Annotated in this window: 17 protein-coding genes; 10 read left to right on the forward strand and 7 right to left on the reverse strand. The window is 65.1% G+C overall.

The window, feature by feature from the left end; genetic code table 11:
- Window positions 1-47: 47 nt before the first annotated feature.
- Window positions 48-443 (reverse strand): hypothetical protein, encoded by a 396-nt coding sequence (locus tag BUE39_RS11785; protein WP_073428845.1) that lies wholly within the window; start codon window positions 441-443, stop codon window positions 48-50.
- A 130-nt stretch (window positions 444-573) separates the two neighbouring features.
- Here BUE39_RS11785 and BUE39_RS11790 point away from each other — a divergent pair, with 130 nt between their 5' ends.
- From BUE39_RS11790 to BUE39_RS11800, 3 genes are all read left to right on the forward strand, one after another.
- Window positions 574-1182 (forward strand): TetR/AcrR family transcriptional regulator, encoded by a 609-nt coding sequence (locus BUE39_RS11790; RefSeq protein ID WP_073428846.1) that lies wholly within the window; start codon window positions 574-576, stop codon window positions 1180-1182.
- Between the two features lie 128 nt (window positions 1183-1310).
- Entirely contained in the window at window positions 1311-2120 is an 810-nt protein-coding gene (locus tag BUE39_RS11795) for an oxidoreductase (RefSeq protein WP_073428847.1), read from the forward strand.
- Between the two features lie 76 nt (window positions 2121-2196).
- Window positions 2197-3195 carry an NADP-dependent oxidoreductase gene (locus BUE39_RS11800; RefSeq protein ID WP_073428848.1) on the forward strand — a complete coding sequence of 333 codons (999 nt, stop codon included), beginning with the start codon at window positions 2197-2199 and terminating at the stop codon, window positions 3193-3195.
- Here the strand turns inward: BUE39_RS11800 and BUE39_RS11805 are convergent.
- Entirely contained in the window at window positions 3185-3763 is a 579-nt protein-coding gene (locus tag BUE39_RS11805) for a GNAT family N-acetyltransferase (protein ID WP_073428849.1), read from the reverse strand. The genes BUE39_RS11800 and BUE39_RS11805 overlap by 11 nt on opposite strands.
- Before the next feature lie 166 nt (window positions 3764-3929).
- Here BUE39_RS11805 and BUE39_RS11810 point away from each other — a divergent pair, with 166 nt between their 5' ends.
- Entirely contained in the window at window positions 3930-4316 is a 387-nt protein-coding gene (locus BUE39_RS11810) for an RcnB family protein (RefSeq protein WP_073428850.1), read from the forward strand.
- 118 nt (window positions 4317-4434) lie between these two features.
- Here BUE39_RS11810 and BUE39_RS11815 read toward each other — a convergent pair whose 3' ends face one another.
- Complete coding sequence (locus BUE39_RS11815) at window positions 4435-5409, reverse strand: LysR family transcriptional regulator (protein ID WP_073428851.1); 975 nt, start codon at window positions 5407-5409, stop codon at window positions 4435-4437.
- Window positions 5410-5510: 101 nt separating this feature from the next.
- On the opposite strand from BUE39_RS11815, the gene BUE39_RS11820 reads away from it, so the two are divergent.
- The 6 genes from BUE39_RS11820 to BUE39_RS11845 all read left to right on the forward strand — a co-directional run bounded on the left by BUE39_RS11820 (window position 5511) and on the right by BUE39_RS11845 (window position 11956).
- On the forward strand, window positions 5511-6587 hold the full coding sequence (locus tag BUE39_RS11820; protein ID WP_073428852.1) for an ABC transporter ATP-binding protein: 1077 nt from the start codon (window positions 5511-5513) through the stop codon (window positions 6585-6587).
- 108 nt (window positions 6588-6695) lie between these two features.
- Window positions 6696-7409: an HAD-IA family hydrolase gene (locus BUE39_RS11825; protein ID WP_073428853.1), complete on the forward strand. Its 714-nt coding sequence runs from the start codon at window positions 6696-6698 to the stop codon at window positions 7407-7409.
- Between the two features lie 4 nt (window positions 7410-7413).
- Window positions 7414-8805 carry an FAD-dependent oxidoreductase gene (locus BUE39_RS11830; RefSeq protein ID WP_084561396.1) on the forward strand — a complete coding sequence of 464 codons (1392 nt, stop codon included), beginning with the start codon at window positions 7414-7416 and terminating at the stop codon, window positions 8803-8805.
- Window positions 8802-9710 carry an ABC transporter permease gene (locus tag BUE39_RS11835; RefSeq protein ID WP_073428854.1) on the forward strand — a complete coding sequence of 303 codons (909 nt, stop codon included), beginning with the start codon at window positions 8802-8804 and terminating at the stop codon, window positions 9708-9710. The genes BUE39_RS11830 and BUE39_RS11835 overlap by 4 nt, the downstream gene beginning before the upstream one ends.
- Entirely contained in the window at window positions 9707-10501 is a 795-nt protein-coding gene (locus tag BUE39_RS11840; protein WP_073428855.1) for an ABC transporter permease, read from the forward strand. The genes BUE39_RS11835 and BUE39_RS11840 overlap by 4 nt, the downstream gene beginning before the upstream one ends.
- A gap of 27 nt (window positions 10502-10528) precedes the next feature.
- Complete coding sequence (locus BUE39_RS11845) at window positions 10529-11956, forward strand: aldehyde dehydrogenase family protein (protein ID WP_073428856.1); 1428 nt, start codon at window positions 10529-10531, stop codon at window positions 11954-11956.
- Between the two features lie 30 nt (window positions 11957-11986).
- Here BUE39_RS11845 and BUE39_RS11850 read toward each other — a convergent pair whose 3' ends face one another.
- The 4 genes from BUE39_RS11850 to BUE39_RS35155 form a co-directional block, all read right to left on the reverse strand.
- Window positions 11987-13672, reverse strand: a complete 1686-nt coding sequence (locus BUE39_RS11850) for a GMC family oxidoreductase (RefSeq protein ID WP_073428857.1) — start codon at window positions 13670-13672, stop codon at window positions 11987-11989.
- 103 nt (window positions 13673-13775) lie between these two features.
- Entirely contained in the window at window positions 13776-14834 is a 1059-nt protein-coding gene (locus BUE39_RS11855) for an ABC transporter substrate-binding protein (protein WP_073428858.1), read from the reverse strand.
- Window positions 14835-15231: 397 nt separating this feature from the next.
- On the reverse strand, window positions 15232-15357 hold the full coding sequence (locus BUE39_RS35895) for a hypothetical protein (RefSeq protein ID WP_268801993.1): 126 nt from the start codon (window positions 15355-15357) through the stop codon (window positions 15232-15234).
- A 40-nt stretch (window positions 15358-15397) separates the two neighbouring features.
- The gene (locus BUE39_RS35155; RefSeq protein ID WP_167363281.1) at window positions 15398-15550 is read right to left on the reverse strand and encodes a DUF6496 domain-containing protein; all 153 of its coding nucleotides are present in this window, start codon (window positions 15548-15550) and stop codon (window positions 15398-15400) included.
- Window positions 15551-15751 lie beyond the last annotated feature (201 nt).

Genomic DNA, 15751 nt, shown 5'->3' on the forward strand with positions numbered 1-15751 from the left:
AACGATTGAGCGATTGGATGAACGGCGGCCGCGGCCGCTCCGCGCATTCACTCCTCGCACTTCACGTCTTGCCTCGGCACGACGATGATCACCGGATACGTTCCCCTGTCGAGTTCCACGCGCGCCACCACGGTCATTGTCGCGTCGTCGCTGTCGTCGTACACGCTCACCCTCTCGTGCCGAAGGCTGGTGACGCCGACGCAGCCGGACGCGCGGCCCTCATCGGAGAGTTTGCACTGAATCGGATTCTCGGCCAGATAGCGATACCGGTTCGAACTCGACAGGTATTCGCGAAGGCTTTGCGCCGTCCCGCCAATGCCGGTCACGTAGGCAATCGCGCACTGCTGTTTCGGCGTTTCATTGCCGGTCGACGTTTCGGCGTTCGCGTGCGCGCTCATCGCGGCGATGCCTGCGATAAGCGACGATGCGATGATGGACTTCATGGCGCGGTTCCCGTTTTGTGGATCTAAGCGCAGGATTGTAAAGTCATCGCGACCAGCCGGCAGCCCTGCCGAAGCGTTGGCTTGAGCGCCGGCCGTCGCGCGGAAAAAACGCAGGTGTCGAAACTAGTATATGATGACCATCATGAAGAAGCCCCCAGTCAAGCGGAATACCGCCAGCCGCAAGGAACTCACACACGAGCGCATCGTCGAGGTGGCCGCCCGCGCGATCCGGCGCAGCGGCTACGCCGGCACGGGCGTGGCCGACATCATGAAGGAGGCCGGCCTGACGCATGGCGGCTTTTATGCCCACTTTCCGTCGCGCGAAGTGCTGCTTGCCGAAGCGGCCGACCGCGCCGGCGCCGAAGCCGTGGCCATATCCGAACATATCGCGGCCTCCGTGGCGCCCGACCAGGCGTTGCCGGCGATCGTGCGCGCGTATCTGTCGAAAGAGCATTGCCAAAGCGTGGAAACGGGCTGTCCGGTCTCCGCGCTCGGCTCGGAGATGCCGCGCCAGGCGCCCGTCGTGCGGCGCGCGGCCACCCGCCGCATCAAGGAAATGATCGATGTCGTCGCGCGCCAATTGCCCGACTGGGGCCAACCGGGCGCACACGAACAGGCGCTGATGACGGTCGCCACGATGGTCGGCACCCTGATGCTGGCGCGCGCCGTCGACGATCCGAAGCTCACGGATAGTTTTCTTGAAACCGCATTGAAAAAACTCGCGCCCACTGATGTGTGAATCCGCCCGGCCCGGCGCCGGTTTTCGCTGCACCTGAAATATGATGACAATCATACAAATGGCAGGATGAAAGCCCCGCCGCCCACGTATCGGACATCGCTCACATCGCTCACTATCGGAAGAACATCATGGAAACCAGAATAGCGCTCGTTACCGGCGCGTCGTCGGGAATCGGCGAAGCCACGGCCGAGCGGCTCGCGCAGGCCGGATACACGGTCTACGGCACGAGCCGGCGCGGTGCGCAAGGCGGCCAACGGACCTTCGAGATGCTGCCGCTCGACGTGACGAGCGAGGAATCGGTGGAAGCGGCGGTCAGCGAAGTCCTGCGCCTGCACGGCCGCATCGACCTGCTGGTGAACAACGCGGGCTTCGGCGTCGCCCCGGCCGCCGCGGAAGAGAGTTCGATCGATCAGGCCCGAGCGATCTTCGATACGAACTTCTTCGGGATCGTCCGCATGACGCGCGCCGTGGTGCCCCATATGCGCCGACACGGCAGCGGCCGCATCATCAACATCGGCTCCGTGCTGGGTTTTCTGCCGATGCCCTATATGGCGCTGTATTCCGCCACCAAGCACGCGGTCGCGGGTTACTCGGAGTCGCTCGACCACGAGTTGCGTACCAAGGGCATTCGGGTTTCGGTCATCGAGCCCGCCTACGTCAAGACGGCCTTCGACGCGAACTTCATGGCGCCCGACGCCCCGCTCGACGAATATCGCGAGGTGCGCTCGGCCGTCGACAAGCGGGTGAAAGAGGTGGTCGAGAATGCCGACGGTCCCGAGGTCGTGGCCGAAACCGTACTGCGGGCCGCCAGCGCGGCTCGCCCGAAGCTGCGCTATACGGCCGGCGGACTCGCCGGCCGTCTGCAATTGCTACGCAGGTTCGCGCCTGCAGGCCTGGTGGACGCCGGCGTTCGCAAGGATTTGCGGCTGGCAACGTAGGCCGCGTGACTGTCTCTCCCGTTTTAAAGCCGCAACCCGCGAAACAATGTGATGCAATGAGCAATAAGGAACTGTGATGAAGGCATTCGTCGTCGATCGATATGGACGCAAGAATGGCGTACGGGCCGGCGATATGCCGGTTCCCGAACTGCGCGAGGACGACGTATTGATCCAGATTCACGCCGCCGGCGTGAACCCGCTCGATTCGAAGATCAGAGACGGGGAATTCAAGCTCCTCCTGCCTTATCGTTTGCCATTGATTTTAGGCCACGACCTGGCGGGAGTGGTGGTCCGCGTCGGACCGCACGTGCGGCGATTCAAGCCGGGCGATGAAGTCTTTGCGCGACCGCATAAGGACCGCATCGGCACTTTCGCGGAATTCATCGCGGTCAAGGAAGACGGCGTGGCGCTCAAGCCCACGTCACTCAGCATGGAAGAAGCGGCTTCAATGCCCTTGGTGGGATTGACCGCCTGGCAGGCGCTGATCGAAAAAGGCCAACTCGCGAAAGGGCAGAAAGTACTCATCCATGCGGGCTCGGGCGGCGTCGGCACCTTCGCGATTCAACTGGCGAAGCATGTGGGCGCGACTGTCGCAACGACGGCGAGCGCGGCGAATGCCGAGTGGTTGAAGCAACTCGGCGCGGATGTCGTCATCGATTACAAGAAAGACGACTTTGCGGCCATTCTGAAAGACTACGACGTGGTGCTGGACACACAAGGCGGAAACACGCTCGAGAAGTCGCTGCGAGTGCTCAAGCCGGGGGGCAAACTCATTGGAATCGCGGGTCCGCCTGATCCTGATTTCGCCAAAGAGATAGGTGCCTCGTTGTTCCTGAAAACGGCGATGCGCTTTCTGAGCTACCGCATTAGAAAGGCGGCGAAACGTCATCACGTCAGCTATTCGTTTCTTTTCATGCGTGCGAATGGGGAGCAACTCGGTCAGATCGCCGCGCTCGTCGACGCAGGTGCGATAAAGCCCGTGATCGATCGGGTTTTCCCGTTCGAGTCGACCAACGAGGCGCTGGCTTATGTCGAGAGAGGACGCGTGAAGGGAAAGGTGGTCGTCAAGATGTAGCACTCGGGTTGATCAGCGACGTGAGTACATGGTCGGCCCACGCGCCGTTGATCTTCAGATACGCTCGCGCGAGTCCCTCGCGTTCGAACCCTAGCCGCTTCAGCAATTGCCCGCTGCGTATGTTCTCAGGCCGATAGTTCGCCATGATGCGATGCAATCCGACGTCATTGAACACATGCGGTATCGCTACCGTAAGGGCTTCTTGCATCAGCCCTTGACCTTGCGCATGTTTCGCGAGAGAAAAGCCGAGATGACATGCCTGGAATGGACCACGGACGATATTCGTGAAGTGGCATTCGCCGATCACTTCCGCCGAGTCCCTACGCGTTAGCAACCAATGAACGGCATTGCCCAAGGCATTGTCACGACTCATCGCGCCCAGTCGGTTCTTGACGGCCTCGAGTTCGAAAAAGGAATCCGGGCGTGCGGGCTCCCAAGGCTGCAAGTGCTCGCGATTGCGAAGGGAGTAATCACGAAGCTCCGGCGCGAACGCGGCTTCCGCCCGCACGAGTTTCAAGCGCGCGGAAGTCAGGCCATCTTTCAAGGCATTACTCGATATTTCGGCCACTCATTGGCTCCTTTGCAATGTGTCCACCCTCACCCAACACAAGTAGATCAATCCCCGACAGTTCGCTATCATGCCCCTGACCCAGTGCTTCTGAGGTCCGATGACTGTCGCCGGGATGCTGCTTCATGCCTGGGCCGTCGGGCAACCACCTAACAGGAGATAAGCAATGAAGAAATCGCGCATGCTTCTCGCGTCGCTGATAGTCACGGGCATGCTGGCATCGTCGCTCGCGAGCGCACAACCGCCGCACGACAAGTCCGGCCACGGCAACTCGGGTAAAGGCGATCATGGTCACGGATCGAAGGGGCACGGCCCGAAAGACGCGCCGCCCGGACACGGCGCCGACGGTCCAGGCAATTCGGCGAACGCGCCCGGGCACTGGCGCAAGGGCGATCGCCTGCCTCCGGAATACCGCGATCGCCAGTACGTGATCGACAACTGGCGCGACTACCACCTTGCTCCGCCTCCACGCGGCTATTCGTGGGTCGGCATTGGCGGCGACTATCTGATGGTGCAGATTTCGTCCGGCGTGGTTCTGCGGGTCGGCCCGTGATCTAGCGCATCGGTAGGCCCGCCGCGGCCTACCGCAACTCGCCTCACCTCACCTCATCTGCCAGCCGCGCCGCCGCCGCTTCTTCGGCGCGGCGCGGAATCGAACCACGCGGCCCGCATCAAGACCCGATCGCGAGCCCCGCGTCACCCAGCAACCCGCGCAACCCGAGCTTCGGATATCGGCTATCCACCGCGCGCACGTCGGCGCGCGTCTCGCCGATGATCCAGTCGCGCACCTCCGCCGCGACCGGCCGCAACGGCCGGCCCTCCGGCCACACCAGGCAGCAGCGCCGGTTGGTGACGATCACCTGTTCTTCGGCCGGCAACAGCGCGCCTTCCAGCAGCCAGTGCGACACCACGTTGAGCCAGCCTAGCGCCACACCCTGCCCGAGCAACGCGGCCTGCACGACGATCGCGTAATCGTTGAAGCTCAGCATGCTCGCCGGATGCCGCCCGTGCGCCGCGAACTCGCCGAAGCGCTCATGCCAGCCGCGCTCGCCGTCGTCCATCACGATCACCGTGTCGCCGTGCTCGCGGCCCGCCTCGGTCGACGCCGTCTCATGGTAGCGATGGTTGCACACCGGCAGCAGCGTCTCCGGCATCACGAGCACGCTGTTCTCGCCGATCTCGTCCTCGCGCAGAAAGCGCATGCCGAGATCGACGTCGATGAGCGGCCCGCCGATGCGCCCTGAAATCAGTTGAAAGCGCAGGTCGACATTCGGAAACGCCTGGTTCAGCCGGTTCATGCGCGGCATCAGCCAGTGCGTGGTGAAGGCCGTGGAAACGGACAACGTGACCGACTCCACGCCGGTCGCCCTCGCCTCGATCTCGCGGATCGCGCCTTCTATGCCGTTGAAGCCCTCGGAAATTTTCCGGTAAAGAATCCTGCCGTTCTCGGTCAGCTCGATGCCGCCGCGCACGCGCTCGAACAGGCGCACGCCGAGATGGTCCTCCATGCGCGCGAGCATTCGGCTCACCGCGGGCTGGCTGACATACAGTTCCTGTGCCGCGCGCGTGAAGTTGCCGCAGCGGGCGGCGGCTTCGAACACGAACAGCGCATTGGCGCTCGGCAGTTTTTTACGCAGGTTAGGCATGACCTCATGTTATGCCTTCTCCAACAATTTGGGAATTGCCGCCAAAATAGACGCAGCCTATATTTTCCCTAACGCAGGCTTCTTCAGCGAGACAGAACGCAATGGACGCACGAGCGAAAACAGGTGTTTCGATCCGATCGGCAGCGAAGCGTTATGGCCCGGTAGTGGCCCTCGACGACGTTTCGCTGGAGATCGCCCCCGGCGAATTCGTCTCGCTGCTGGGCCCCTCGGGCTCGGGCAAGACCACGCTGCTCGGCATTCTCGGCGGCTTCGTGCAGCCGAGCTCGGGCGCGGTCTGGGTCGGCGAGCGCGACATTACATTTGCGCCGCCGCATAAACGCGACATCGGCATCGTGTTTCAGAACTACGCGCTGTTTCCGCACATGAGCGTCGGCGAGAACGTCGCGTTTCCGCTGCGCGCGCGCCGTCAGCCGAAAAACACATGGGCGAGGAAAGTGGCCGACGCCCTCGCGATGGTCGAACTCTCCGGCTACGAGAACCGCGGCATCGGCCAGCTTTCGGGCGGCCAGCGCCAGCGCGTGGCGCTCGCCCGCGCGATGGTGTTCGAGCCGCAACTGATCCTGATGGACGAGCCGCTTTCCGCGCTCGACAAGCAACTGCGCGAAACCATGCAGATCGAGTTGCGGCGGCTGCATCGCAAGCTCGGCGCGACGATCGTCTACGTGACGCACGACCAGCGCGAGGCGCTCACGATGAGCGACCGCGTCGCGGTGCTGAAGAACGGCCGGCTCGTGCAGATCGATACGCCCGAACGGCTCTACGACCGTCCGTGCGATGCGTTCGTCGCGAGTTTCATCGGCGAGGCGACGCTGCTCGACGTGACGCGCGCGGGCGACGACGCCGTGCGTCTCGGCGAGACGGTGCTGCGCACCGCGCACCCGCTGCCGCGCGGCGACAAGCTGCTGCTCGCGGTGCAAACCGAAAAGCTCGTGATCGACAACGGCGACGCGCGCGACGGCGTGAACCGCCTGTCGTGCCGCGTCACCGAGGTGCTTTATCAAGGCGAAAGCCTGCGCGTGTTCGCGGCGCTCGCCGACGGCACCGCCATCAGTCTCCGGCAGCCGGGCGGCCACGATGCGCGCCGCCGCATTCCGCAGCCGGGCGCGCACATGAGCGTCACGCTCGATCCGCAAGACACGATCGTGGTGCCCGCCTGAACCAACGCCTACACGCCTGCACGCCTATGCGCCAATCCAACCTTTCCAGCCGCCCGCGCGCGGGCCTTTCCCTCTCCGCATCACAGCAAACCGCAAAAGGATGATTTCATGAAGCTCACCGATTTCAAGGTCCTGACGTTCGACGTCGTCGGCACACTCATCGACTTCGAGCGCGGCGTGCTCGCCTCCGTGCGGCGCCTCGGCGGCGCGGCGGCGAAGGACCTCAGCGACGATCAGATCTTCGAGCCGTACATGCGCGGCCGCGCGGCGTTCCCCGGACGTTCGAGCCACGAAATGGCGAACGTGTATCTGTCGCTGGCGAAGGAACTGAATTTGCCTGACGACCCGCAATCGGCCGCCGCGTTCCAGCGCGACGTGCTCGAATGGCCCGCGTTCGCGGATTCCGTCGCGGCGCTCAAGCGCTTGCGCAAGCACTACCGCCTCGTCGCGATGACGAACGCGGACCGCGTCGCATTGTCGGCGTATGCGCACACGCTCGGCGATCCGTTCGACGACACCGTGTGCTGCGACGAAACCGGCGTCGCCAAGCCGGACCCGCAGTTCTTCGCGTACAACCGCGGCCGCCAGGCGGCCTTCGGCTACAAGTTCAGCGAGATCCTGCACACCGCGCAGAGCCAGTACCACGATATCGGCATCGCCACGCAGCTCGGCTACGCGACCTGCTGGATCGAGCGCCGTCAGGGCAGCAAGGGCTTCGGCGCGACGCCGGTGCCCGAGGCCGTCACCACGCCGACGTTCAGGTTCGCGACGCTCGCCGCGCTCGCGGACGCCGTCGAAGCCGAAGCGCGCCTCGCCGCGTAACGCCATGCCCGCGCCGGATAAGCAGCCGGATAAGCAGCCGGATAAGCAGCCGGATAAGCAGCCGCATAACCAGCCGCATAACCAGCCGCATAACCAGCCGGACTCGCTCTGGCGCGCGCTCGCCGCCGCATCGCCCGATGAAAGCGCGGCGCTCGGCACGCCGCTGACGCGCGATCTCGACGTCGAAGTCGCGGTGATCGGCGCGGGCTACTCGGGCCTCGCGGCCGCCTATGCGCTGCAAAAGCGCGGCGTCGAATGCGTGGTGCTCGATGCGAACCCGGTCGGCTGGGGCGCGAGCGGGCGCAATGGCGGCGTGGTGTCGTCGAAGTTCAGGCTGTCGTTTCCGGCGATCCACGCGCTGCACGGCCTCGACACCGCGAAGCGCATGCACCGGCTCGCGCACGACGGCGTGCGCGTCGTCGAATCGCTGCTCGACGAGTTCGGGCTCGAACGCGCCCGCTTCGAGCACACCGGCAGCCTGCGCTGCGCGCACACCGAGCGCGCGTTCGCGTCGATCCGCGCCGAGGCCGACTGGGTGCGCACGACCCTCGGCGATACCTCGATGACCGTGCAATCGCGCGATGAAGTCACGCGCGAGACGGGTTCCAAGGGCTTTGTCGGCGGCGTGCTGAGCGCGGACGCCGGCACGATCCTGCCGCTCGAATACGTGCGCGGCCTCGCGCGCGGCATCGCGCGGCGCGGCGTGCCGATCCACGAATCGACGCCGGTGCTAGAGATGCGCCGCGCGCCCGGCGACACGCGGGTCACGCTGCGCACGCCCGGCGGCACGGTGCGCGCGAAACAGGTGATCGTCGCGACCAATGCCTATTCCGACCTCACGCCCGCGACCTCGCCCTATCAACGCGAACTCGTGCCGTTTCGCAGCGCGATGATCGCCACCGAACGCCTTCCCGCCGAACTCGACGCGCGCCTGATGGTCGAGCGCCGCAGCTACACCGAAACGCGGCGCATGATGAAGTGGTTCCGCAAGGTGGACGGCCGCATGCTGTTCGGCGGACGCGACGCGTTCGGCAAGGAAGGCCAAACGACCGGCTTCGACGCGTTGCAGCGCGCGATGGTCGCGCTGTTTCCCGAACTCGCGGACCTGCGCGTGGCGTATCGCTGGTCGGGCTATGTGGGCATGACGTTCAACTCGCTGCCGCACGTTGGCCGCAGCGACGACGCCACGACCTTTTGTCTGGGGTATAACGGAGCAGGCGTCGCGATGGCGAGTCTGCTCGGACAACACGCCGCCGCGCTCGCGCTCGGCGAGACGCCCGAGCTTTCGCTGCTCGCCGCGCCCGGCCTGCGCCCCGTGCCCTTTCATTCGCTGCGCGCGCCGGGCGTGAGGCTCGTCGCCGCGTGGTATCAGTTTCTCGACGCTGTAGGTGCATGATGACAACCGCCAAGCGGATGCTCCAGGAACCCACCTTGATCCAGGCCACCGAGTCCGATCCCGCCACGCGCCACCAGCGGCGCGAGGATCGCACGATGCTTCTGCTGATGACGCCCGCGCTCCTCGTGATCGTGGTGCTGCTCGTCGTGCCGCTCGCGTGGCTGTCGTGGCAATCCATCTGGCACGACGGCTTCACGCTCGACAACTATCGGCGCATGTTCACGGGCGCCTACGTCGACACGTTCCTGCTCACGTTCAAGCTGAGCATCGTCGTGACCGTCATCACGCTGGCGCTCGGCTATCCGGTTGCGTATCTCGCGGCCTCGCTGCCGCCGAAACTCAGCGCGCTCGTGCTCGGCATGGTGATCCTGCCGTTCTGGACCAGCGTGCTCGTGCGCACTTATGCGTGGCTCGTGCTGTTGCAGCGCACGGGGCTCGTCAACAAGGCGCTGATCGCCTCGGGCCTGATCGACCGGCCCGTGCAACTCGCGTACAACCAGTTCGGCACGATCCTCGCGATGGTTCATATCCTGCTGCCGTTCATGGTGCTGCCGCTCTATTCGGCGATGCAGAAAATCCCGCCGAATCTCTCGCAAGCGGGCGCGAGCCTGGGCGGCTCGCCGCTGCACGTATTCCTGCGCGTGTTCCTGCCGCTGTCGATGAGCGGCGTATTCGCCGGCGTCACGCTCGTATTCGTGCTGTGCCTCGGCTTCTACATCACGCCTGAACTGATGGGCGGCGGCAAGTCGATCATGGTGTCGATGGTGGTGAGCCGCAACGTCGAGATCTACAACAGTTGGGGCGCGGCGAGCGCGGTGAGCGTCGTGCTGCTCGTCTGCGTGGGCGCGATCTTCTATGCCGCGAGCCGCGTCGTGCCGCTCGAAAAAACCCTGGGGGCGAAATGAACAGGCTCTCGTTCGGACGCATCGTGCTCGGCGCAACGGTCGTGCTGATCCTGCTGTTCCTGATGGTGCCGGTGCTGATCGTCGTGCCGCTGTCGTTCTCCGACACGCGCTTCATGACCTTCCCGCCGCCCGCCTACTCGCTGCGCTGGTATCACTCGTTCTTCGACAACCCCGCGTGGATCGATGCCGCGCGCACCACGCTCATCGCGTCGAGCGCCGCCGCGCTGATCGCCACGCCGCTCGGCGTGTGCGCCGCCTACGCGATCCAGAACGGCACGCACTGGATCATGCGCTATCTGCGCACGCTGCTGATGCTGCCGTTGATGGTGCCGATCATCATCGTCGCGGTGGGCGTGTTTTTCGTCTACTCGCAGGCGGGCTATGTGAATACGCTCGGCGGCCTGATTCTCGCCGACACGATGCTCGGGCTGCCGTATGTGCTGATTTCGGTCGGCGCGGATCTGCGCACCTTCGACCGCACCCAGGAGATGGTCGCGCGCAGCCTCGGCATGAACCGCTTTCGCAGCTTCATGGCGGTGACGCTGCCGCAGATCAAGGCGAGCGTGATTTCCGGCGCGGTGTTCGTGTTCATCCAGGCGCTCGACGAAACCGTGGTCGCGCTGTTCGTGTCGGGCGGCACCAATCAGACGCTCACGCGCCGCATGTTCGTCACCTTGCGCGACGAGATCGACCCCACCATCGCCGCGATCAGCACGATGCTTACCGCGCTGACGCTGTGCCTCGTGATGATCGTCGTGGTGAGCCGCCGCTCCAGCGCGGCGCGCGCCTGAACCCATCCTTCAAAAACCCTCTACGCCATGACCAATGCACTGAAGTTCTATATCGACGGCAAATGGGTCGAGCCGTCGGGCGCCGCTCGCCTGCCCGTCATCGATCCCTGCACCGAGGAAGCGATTGCCGAAGTGGCGATGGGCACGCCCGCCGACATCGATCGCGCGGTGGCGGCCGCAAAGCATGCGTTCACCTCGTTCTCGCAAACCATGCCCGCCGAGCGCCTCACGCTGATCCGCCGCATTCTCGACGTGTTTCTCGAACGCCACGACGAAATGGGCGAGACGATTTCGCGCGAGTTGGGCGCGCCGCGCGCGATGGCGCATGCGTGGCAGGCGGGGATCGGCCGGCGGCATCTGGAAGAACTGATCCGCACTTGCGAGAGCTTCGCCTGGCAGCGCAAGAAAGGCACCACGCTCATCAATCACGAGCCGGTGGGCGTGGTCGCGCTCATCACGCCGTGGAACTGGCCGATCAATCAGATCGTCTGCAAGGCCGCGCCCGCGATCGCGGCCGGCTGCACGATGGTGCTCAAGCCGAGCGAAGTCACGCCGTTGAACGCGCTGCTGTTCGCGGAGATCCTGGACGCCGCGGGCGTGCCGCCCGGCGTCTTCAATCTCGTCAACGGCGACGGGCCGAGCGTCGGCGCGGCGCTTGCCGCGCATCCCGACGTGGACATGGTGTCGTTCACCGGCTCGACGCGCGCGGGCATCGAGATCGCGAAGCTCGCCGCGCCGACCGTCAAGCGCGTGCACCAGGAACTCGGCGGCAAGTCGGCCAACATCCTGCTGGACGACGTGGATTTCGAAGCGGCCGTGACCGCGGGCGTCAACGCGTGCTTCGGCAACAGCGGTCAGTCGTGCAACGCGCCGACGCGCATGCTCGTGCCCGCGGCGCGTCACGACGAAGCGGCGCAGATCGCACGGCGCGCGGCTAAGGCGCAGTGCGTCGGCCCCGCCGACCACGAACGCACGACCATGGGACCGGTGGTCAGCAGCGTGCAGTTCGAGCGGGTGGAGCGGCTGATCGCGGCCGGCATCGAGGAAGGCGCGCGCGTCGTGGCGGGTGGCCTCGGCCGTCCGCCGGGTCTCGAACGCGGCTATTACGTGCAGCCGACCGTGTTCGCGAACGTGCGGCCCTCGATGACGATCGCGCGCGAGGAAATCTTCGGACCGGTGCTCGCGATCATGCCGTATCGCGATGAAGAAGAGGCGATTGCCATGGCCAACGACAGCCCTTTCGGCCTCGCGGCCTATGTTCAATCCGCCGACCTGGAACGCGCGCGGCGCGTGGCGTTCAGGTTGCGCGCGGGCAGCGTGTACCTGAACTATCCGTCGTGGGATGCGGGCTCGCCTTTCGGCGGATACAAGCAGTCGGGCAATGGGCGCGAATACGCCGAGTGGGGCCTGGAGGCGTTTCTCGAAGTGAAGGGAATCGTGGGGTTTGGCGATTGATGGCAACTTAAGCGAAGGCGCGCGGGGCGATCAGCGCCCTCGCAGCCTGTCCGCGATGCGCTCCGCGATCATGATGGTCGGCACATTCGTGTTGGCGCAAGGTATCGACGGCATCAGCGACGCATCGCACACATAGAGCCCGTCGACGCCGTACACCGCGCCGCGCGCATCGCACACGGCGAGCGGATCGTCGGCGGCGCCCATGCGGCAGGTTCCCGACGGATGCCACGTGCCGCCCACCGAACGCGTGACGAAACGCGTGAGCGCGTGATCGTCGGCGAGCAGATCGTCGAGCGTCACGCCTTGGGTGACCACGCGCCGCACGAGCCACCCGCGCAGCGGACCGGCGATATCCAGCAGCGCGCTCAGCGTGCCGCGCTGCAACGCGTTCCATGCACCCGGCACGGCCACGCTCGCGACGCGCGGCGAATAGCTCGAAGGCAACAGCGTGGCGCGATGTTGCGCCATCATCGGATCGGCCAGCGTGGTTGCGCCGAAGCGCAGCGCGAGCTTCAGCCGTTCGAGATCGCGTGGATCGGACAGCATGTTGAAGTCGACGGCGGGCTCGCCATGCGGGTCCGCCGACGTGAGCGTGACGCGCCCACGCGAGTACGACTTGTTCACCCAGAAGAAGATCGTGCCGAGCCGATAACCGACCGAATGCCAGCCCGAACGCGAGAGGATCGCGCCGTGCATGTCGCCGGGCACCGTATCGCGCACGCCTGACGAAAAGCGCACGATGGCCTGCTCGTGATGTTCATCGGGAAACGGCGTGCGGGCCGCGCGCGGCAAGACGGCGGAGACCGCGATCGACGGATGCTCCATCAGATTGCCGCCGACGCCCGGCCGATCCGCGCGCACTTCGATGCCGAGCGCCGCGAGGTCGGCGGCGGGTCCGATGCCGCTTCGCATCAGGAGCGCGGGACTGTGGATCGCGCCCGAGCAAACGATCACCTGCGCGGCCAGCACATCCTCGGCCGCGCCGTCGTTCGCTTCGCCGCCGACGATGCGCGCACCCACCGCGCGCTTGCCGTCGAACAGCACACGCTCGACCACCCTGCCCGTGCGGATCGTGAGATTGGGCCGCGCCCGCACGGCGTCGTCGAGATAACAGACCGAAGTCGGAATGCGCTCGCCCGCCTCGCTCACCGCGATCGCCCCGATGAACGTGCCGTCCTCCCACGCCCCGTTCTGATCGTCGCGCCGCACGTGGCCGCGTGCGTCGAGCGTGGCGAGCACCGCGCGCACGAAAGGCGAGATGCGTGCCCACTTCGCGCGCTGAATGCGAAGCGGACCGCTCGCGCCATGCAGTTCGCCGCCGAAGTCGCAATCGTGTTCGAGCTTGCGGAAATACGGCAGGCACGCGCTCCAGGTCCAGCCGTGCGCGCCGAGCGCGTGCCATTCGTCGTAGTCGGCGGGAGCGCCGCGATTGGCCATTAGCGCATTGATCGCCGAGCCGCCGCCGAGCAAACGCGCCTGTTCGTAGCGGCGTGTCGTCGCCGACGCGCTCATGCGCGCCTTCAGGCGTCGCCAGATGTTCGCCGTGTCGAGATAAGCGCGGCCCGGATAGCGGCTGCGCACCGCCGCGGGCATGTCCGTACGCGAGATATTGCGGCCCGCCTCGATGAGGCAAACCGTCTTGCCGGGGTCTTCGGACAAGCGCGCGGCCAGCACGCAGCCGGCCGAGCCGCCGCCGAGAATCAGATAGTCGATCACGTTCGATGAATGCGCGGGCGATGGAAGCTGCGACAGGAAACGACCTTGCGCGCGAGCCGCTGGGTTCAGCGGCCCGCGCGCCGGTCAATGCGTTAGACCCGCCTCACTGCATGAACTTGAGCCAGCGCGCCTTCGCCTGGATGCCCGCGTCCGAGGCCCACCAATCTTCCGACATGAGCGCCTGCTTCGCCGCGTTCTCCGGCGAACTCGGCAGTTCGCTCGCGCGCTTCGCGTCGATCTTGCCCGTTTTGAAGGCGGCCGGATTGCCCGGACCGTAGTCGATATAACGCGGCAGATTCGCCTGCAATTCCGGCGAGACGGCGGCGTTGACGAACCTGATCGCGTCGGCGAGATTCGGCGCGTTCTTCAGCACGCACAACTGCGTGTTCTGGAGAATGCCGTCGTTGAAGGTGAAGTCGACATCGGGATTGTCCTTGCGCACGGCGCTCGCGCGGCCGTTCCAGATCATCGTCATGTCCACTTCGCCGTCGTGCAGCAATTGCGCGGACTGCCCGCCCGAGGTCCACCACACGGTCACGTCCGGCTTGATCTGCTGAAGCTTCCTGAACGCGCGATCGACGTCGAGCGGATAGAGCTTGTCGCGCGGCACGCCGTCGGCGAGCAGCGCGGCTTCGAGCACCGTCTGCGGATCGTTGCGCAGCGCGCGCGAGCCGGGAAACGCCTTCACGTTCCAGAAATCGGCCCAGCTTTGCGGCACCTTCTTCAACGTCTTCTTGTTGTAGCCGATCACCGTCGAATAGAACTCATAGGCGACCGAGTACGGCGTGCGGTATTTCTCCGGCATCGCGGCGCCGTTCGGGATCTTCGAGAAATCGAGCTTTTCCAGCAGACCCTCGCGGCCGCCGCGCAGACAGTTGGATGTCGGCGTATCCACCACGTCCCAGATCGGCTTGCCGGTGGCGGCCTGCGCCTTGATTTGCGGCCACGCGTCCGGAATGCTGTCCTGGTTGACGGTGATGTTCAGCAGCTTCGCCGCCGGGTCGAGAATCGCCTTGGTCTGCGCTTCCTGATACGTGCCGCCTTGCGAGACGAACGTGATTTTTCCCGCGGCGAAGGCGGGCGTCGGACACACAGTCGCGAGACTCGCGACCCCAAGGATCAGAACAGCGACAAGCGGGCGCAACGTTGGCTTCTTGATCACGACTTTGTCCTCGATACGGGTGAGCGGGTGAGCGAAAAATATCGTCTATGTAATGCGGCTTTCGTCGGCGCCTCGCGCCGGCGGCGAAAACGGCGGCGATGCGGGAAACGCAAAGGGGAGCGGGCCTTATACCGCGCGTTTGATCAAAATATAGTGAGTCTAATTTGCCGCGACAACGCCGGAATTGTTTGAGGGTCCATGACGTCACGTTATGACGATCGAATGACCCGTAGCCTGCTAAGCAGGAGCGGGGATCGTGCGACGCATGCCTGGGCCAGGTTGGCCGATGAGCCCAGCGGCGCTGGGGAAAGTACCAATAAAAACGCGCGGCCGTTCAAGCGCCGCGCGCGACTCATGGTGCGCCCGCTACGGCGCACCGCTCATTTCCCCGTTGGACTCAAGGCTGCCGCTGGCCGCCCTGGTGCTGCGGCGCTTTCTGCTGGTTCTGTTGCTGCTGGGCCTTTTCCTTGGCCGGCTCCTTCGGGTTGGCCGGCTGGGTGTTGGACTGCTTGGTATTGCTCATAACGACTCCCGTGTTGAGGATGACGCGCGAGCGGCGGCACTCACTTGCCGCTCTTCTTCGGGATCTTCGCGCCCGACTTGCGCGCCTGATTCAACGCAATGGCGACCGCCTGCTTTTGCGACTTGCCATGCTTGGTTTCCGTCTTGACGTTGTGCGAGACGGTCTCTCTTGAAGTTCCTCTCTTTAACGGCATGATGACCTCCAGTTGAGTTCGTCAAACTGCGCGCTTCACGATGCCGGCCGGCACCTGTTCGTCGGGCGCGCGAGGCACGCTCGATCGCTCGACATGTCACGCCTGTTGACGAGCAATGCGCGTGCCAAATGCGCGGGATGCGCCGCGTGGGAACAGTCGATGCTGCTTGCCTGCAACGGGCATCCGGCGAGGAATCGGCCG

The sequence above is a fragment of the Paraburkholderia terricola genome, assembly GCF_900142195.1.
GTDB lineage: Bacteria > Pseudomonadota > Gammaproteobacteria > Burkholderiales > Burkholderiaceae > Paraburkholderia > Paraburkholderia terricola.

Excerpts from the sequence above, each read along its gene's own strand:
- BUE39_RS11815 (WP_073428851.1), bottom strand. The coding sequence starts at position 5,409 with ATGCCTAACCTGCGTAAAAAACTGCCGAGCGCCAATGCGCTGTTCGTG.
- BUE39_RS11825 (WP_073428853.1), top strand. The coding sequence starts at position 6,696 with ATGAAGCTCACCGATTTCAAGGTCCTGACGTTCGACGTCGTCGGCACA.
- BUE39_RS11845 (WP_073428856.1), top strand. The coding sequence starts at position 10,529 with ATGACCAATGCACTGAAGTTCTATATCGACGGCAAATGGGTCGAGCCG.
- BUE39_RS11810 (WP_073428850.1), top strand. The coding sequence starts at position 3,930 with ATGAAGAAATCGCGCATGCTTCTCGCGTCGCTGATAGTCACGGGCATG.
- BUE39_RS11795 (WP_073428847.1), top strand. The coding sequence starts at position 1,311 with ATGGAAACCAGAATAGCGCTCGTTACCGGCGCGTCGTCGGGAATCGGC.
- BUE39_RS11840 (WP_073428855.1), top strand. The coding sequence starts at position 9,707 with ATGAACAGGCTCTCGTTCGGACGCATCGTGCTCGGCGCAACGGTCGTG.
- BUE39_RS11830 (WP_084561396.1), top strand. The coding sequence starts at position 7,414 with ATGCCCGCGCCGGATAAGCAGCCGGATAAGCAGCCGGATAAGCAGCCG.
- BUE39_RS11785 (WP_073428845.1), bottom strand. The coding sequence starts at position 443 with ATGAAGTCCATCATCGCATCGTCGCTTATCGCAGGCATCGCCGCGATG.
- BUE39_RS11820 (WP_073428852.1), top strand. The coding sequence starts at position 5,511 with ATGGACGCACGAGCGAAAACAGGTGTTTCGATCCGATCGGCAGCGAAG.
- BUE39_RS11800 (WP_073428848.1), top strand. The coding sequence starts at position 2,197 with ATGAAGGCATTCGTCGTCGATCGATATGGACGCAAGAATGGCGTACGG.
- BUE39_RS35155 (WP_167363281.1), bottom strand. The coding sequence starts at position 15,550 with ATGCCGTTAAAGAGAGGAACTTCAAGAGAGACCGTCTCGCACAACGTC.
- BUE39_RS11790 (WP_073428846.1), top strand. The coding sequence starts at position 574 with ATGATGACCATCATGAAGAAGCCCCCAGTCAAGCGGAATACCGCCAGC.
- BUE39_RS11835 (WP_073428854.1), top strand. The coding sequence starts at position 8,802 with ATGATGACAACCGCCAAGCGGATGCTCCAGGAACCCACCTTGATCCAG.
- BUE39_RS35895 (WP_268801993.1), bottom strand. The coding sequence starts at position 15,357 with ATGAGCAATACCAAGCAGTCCAACACCCAGCCGGCCAACCCGAAGGAG.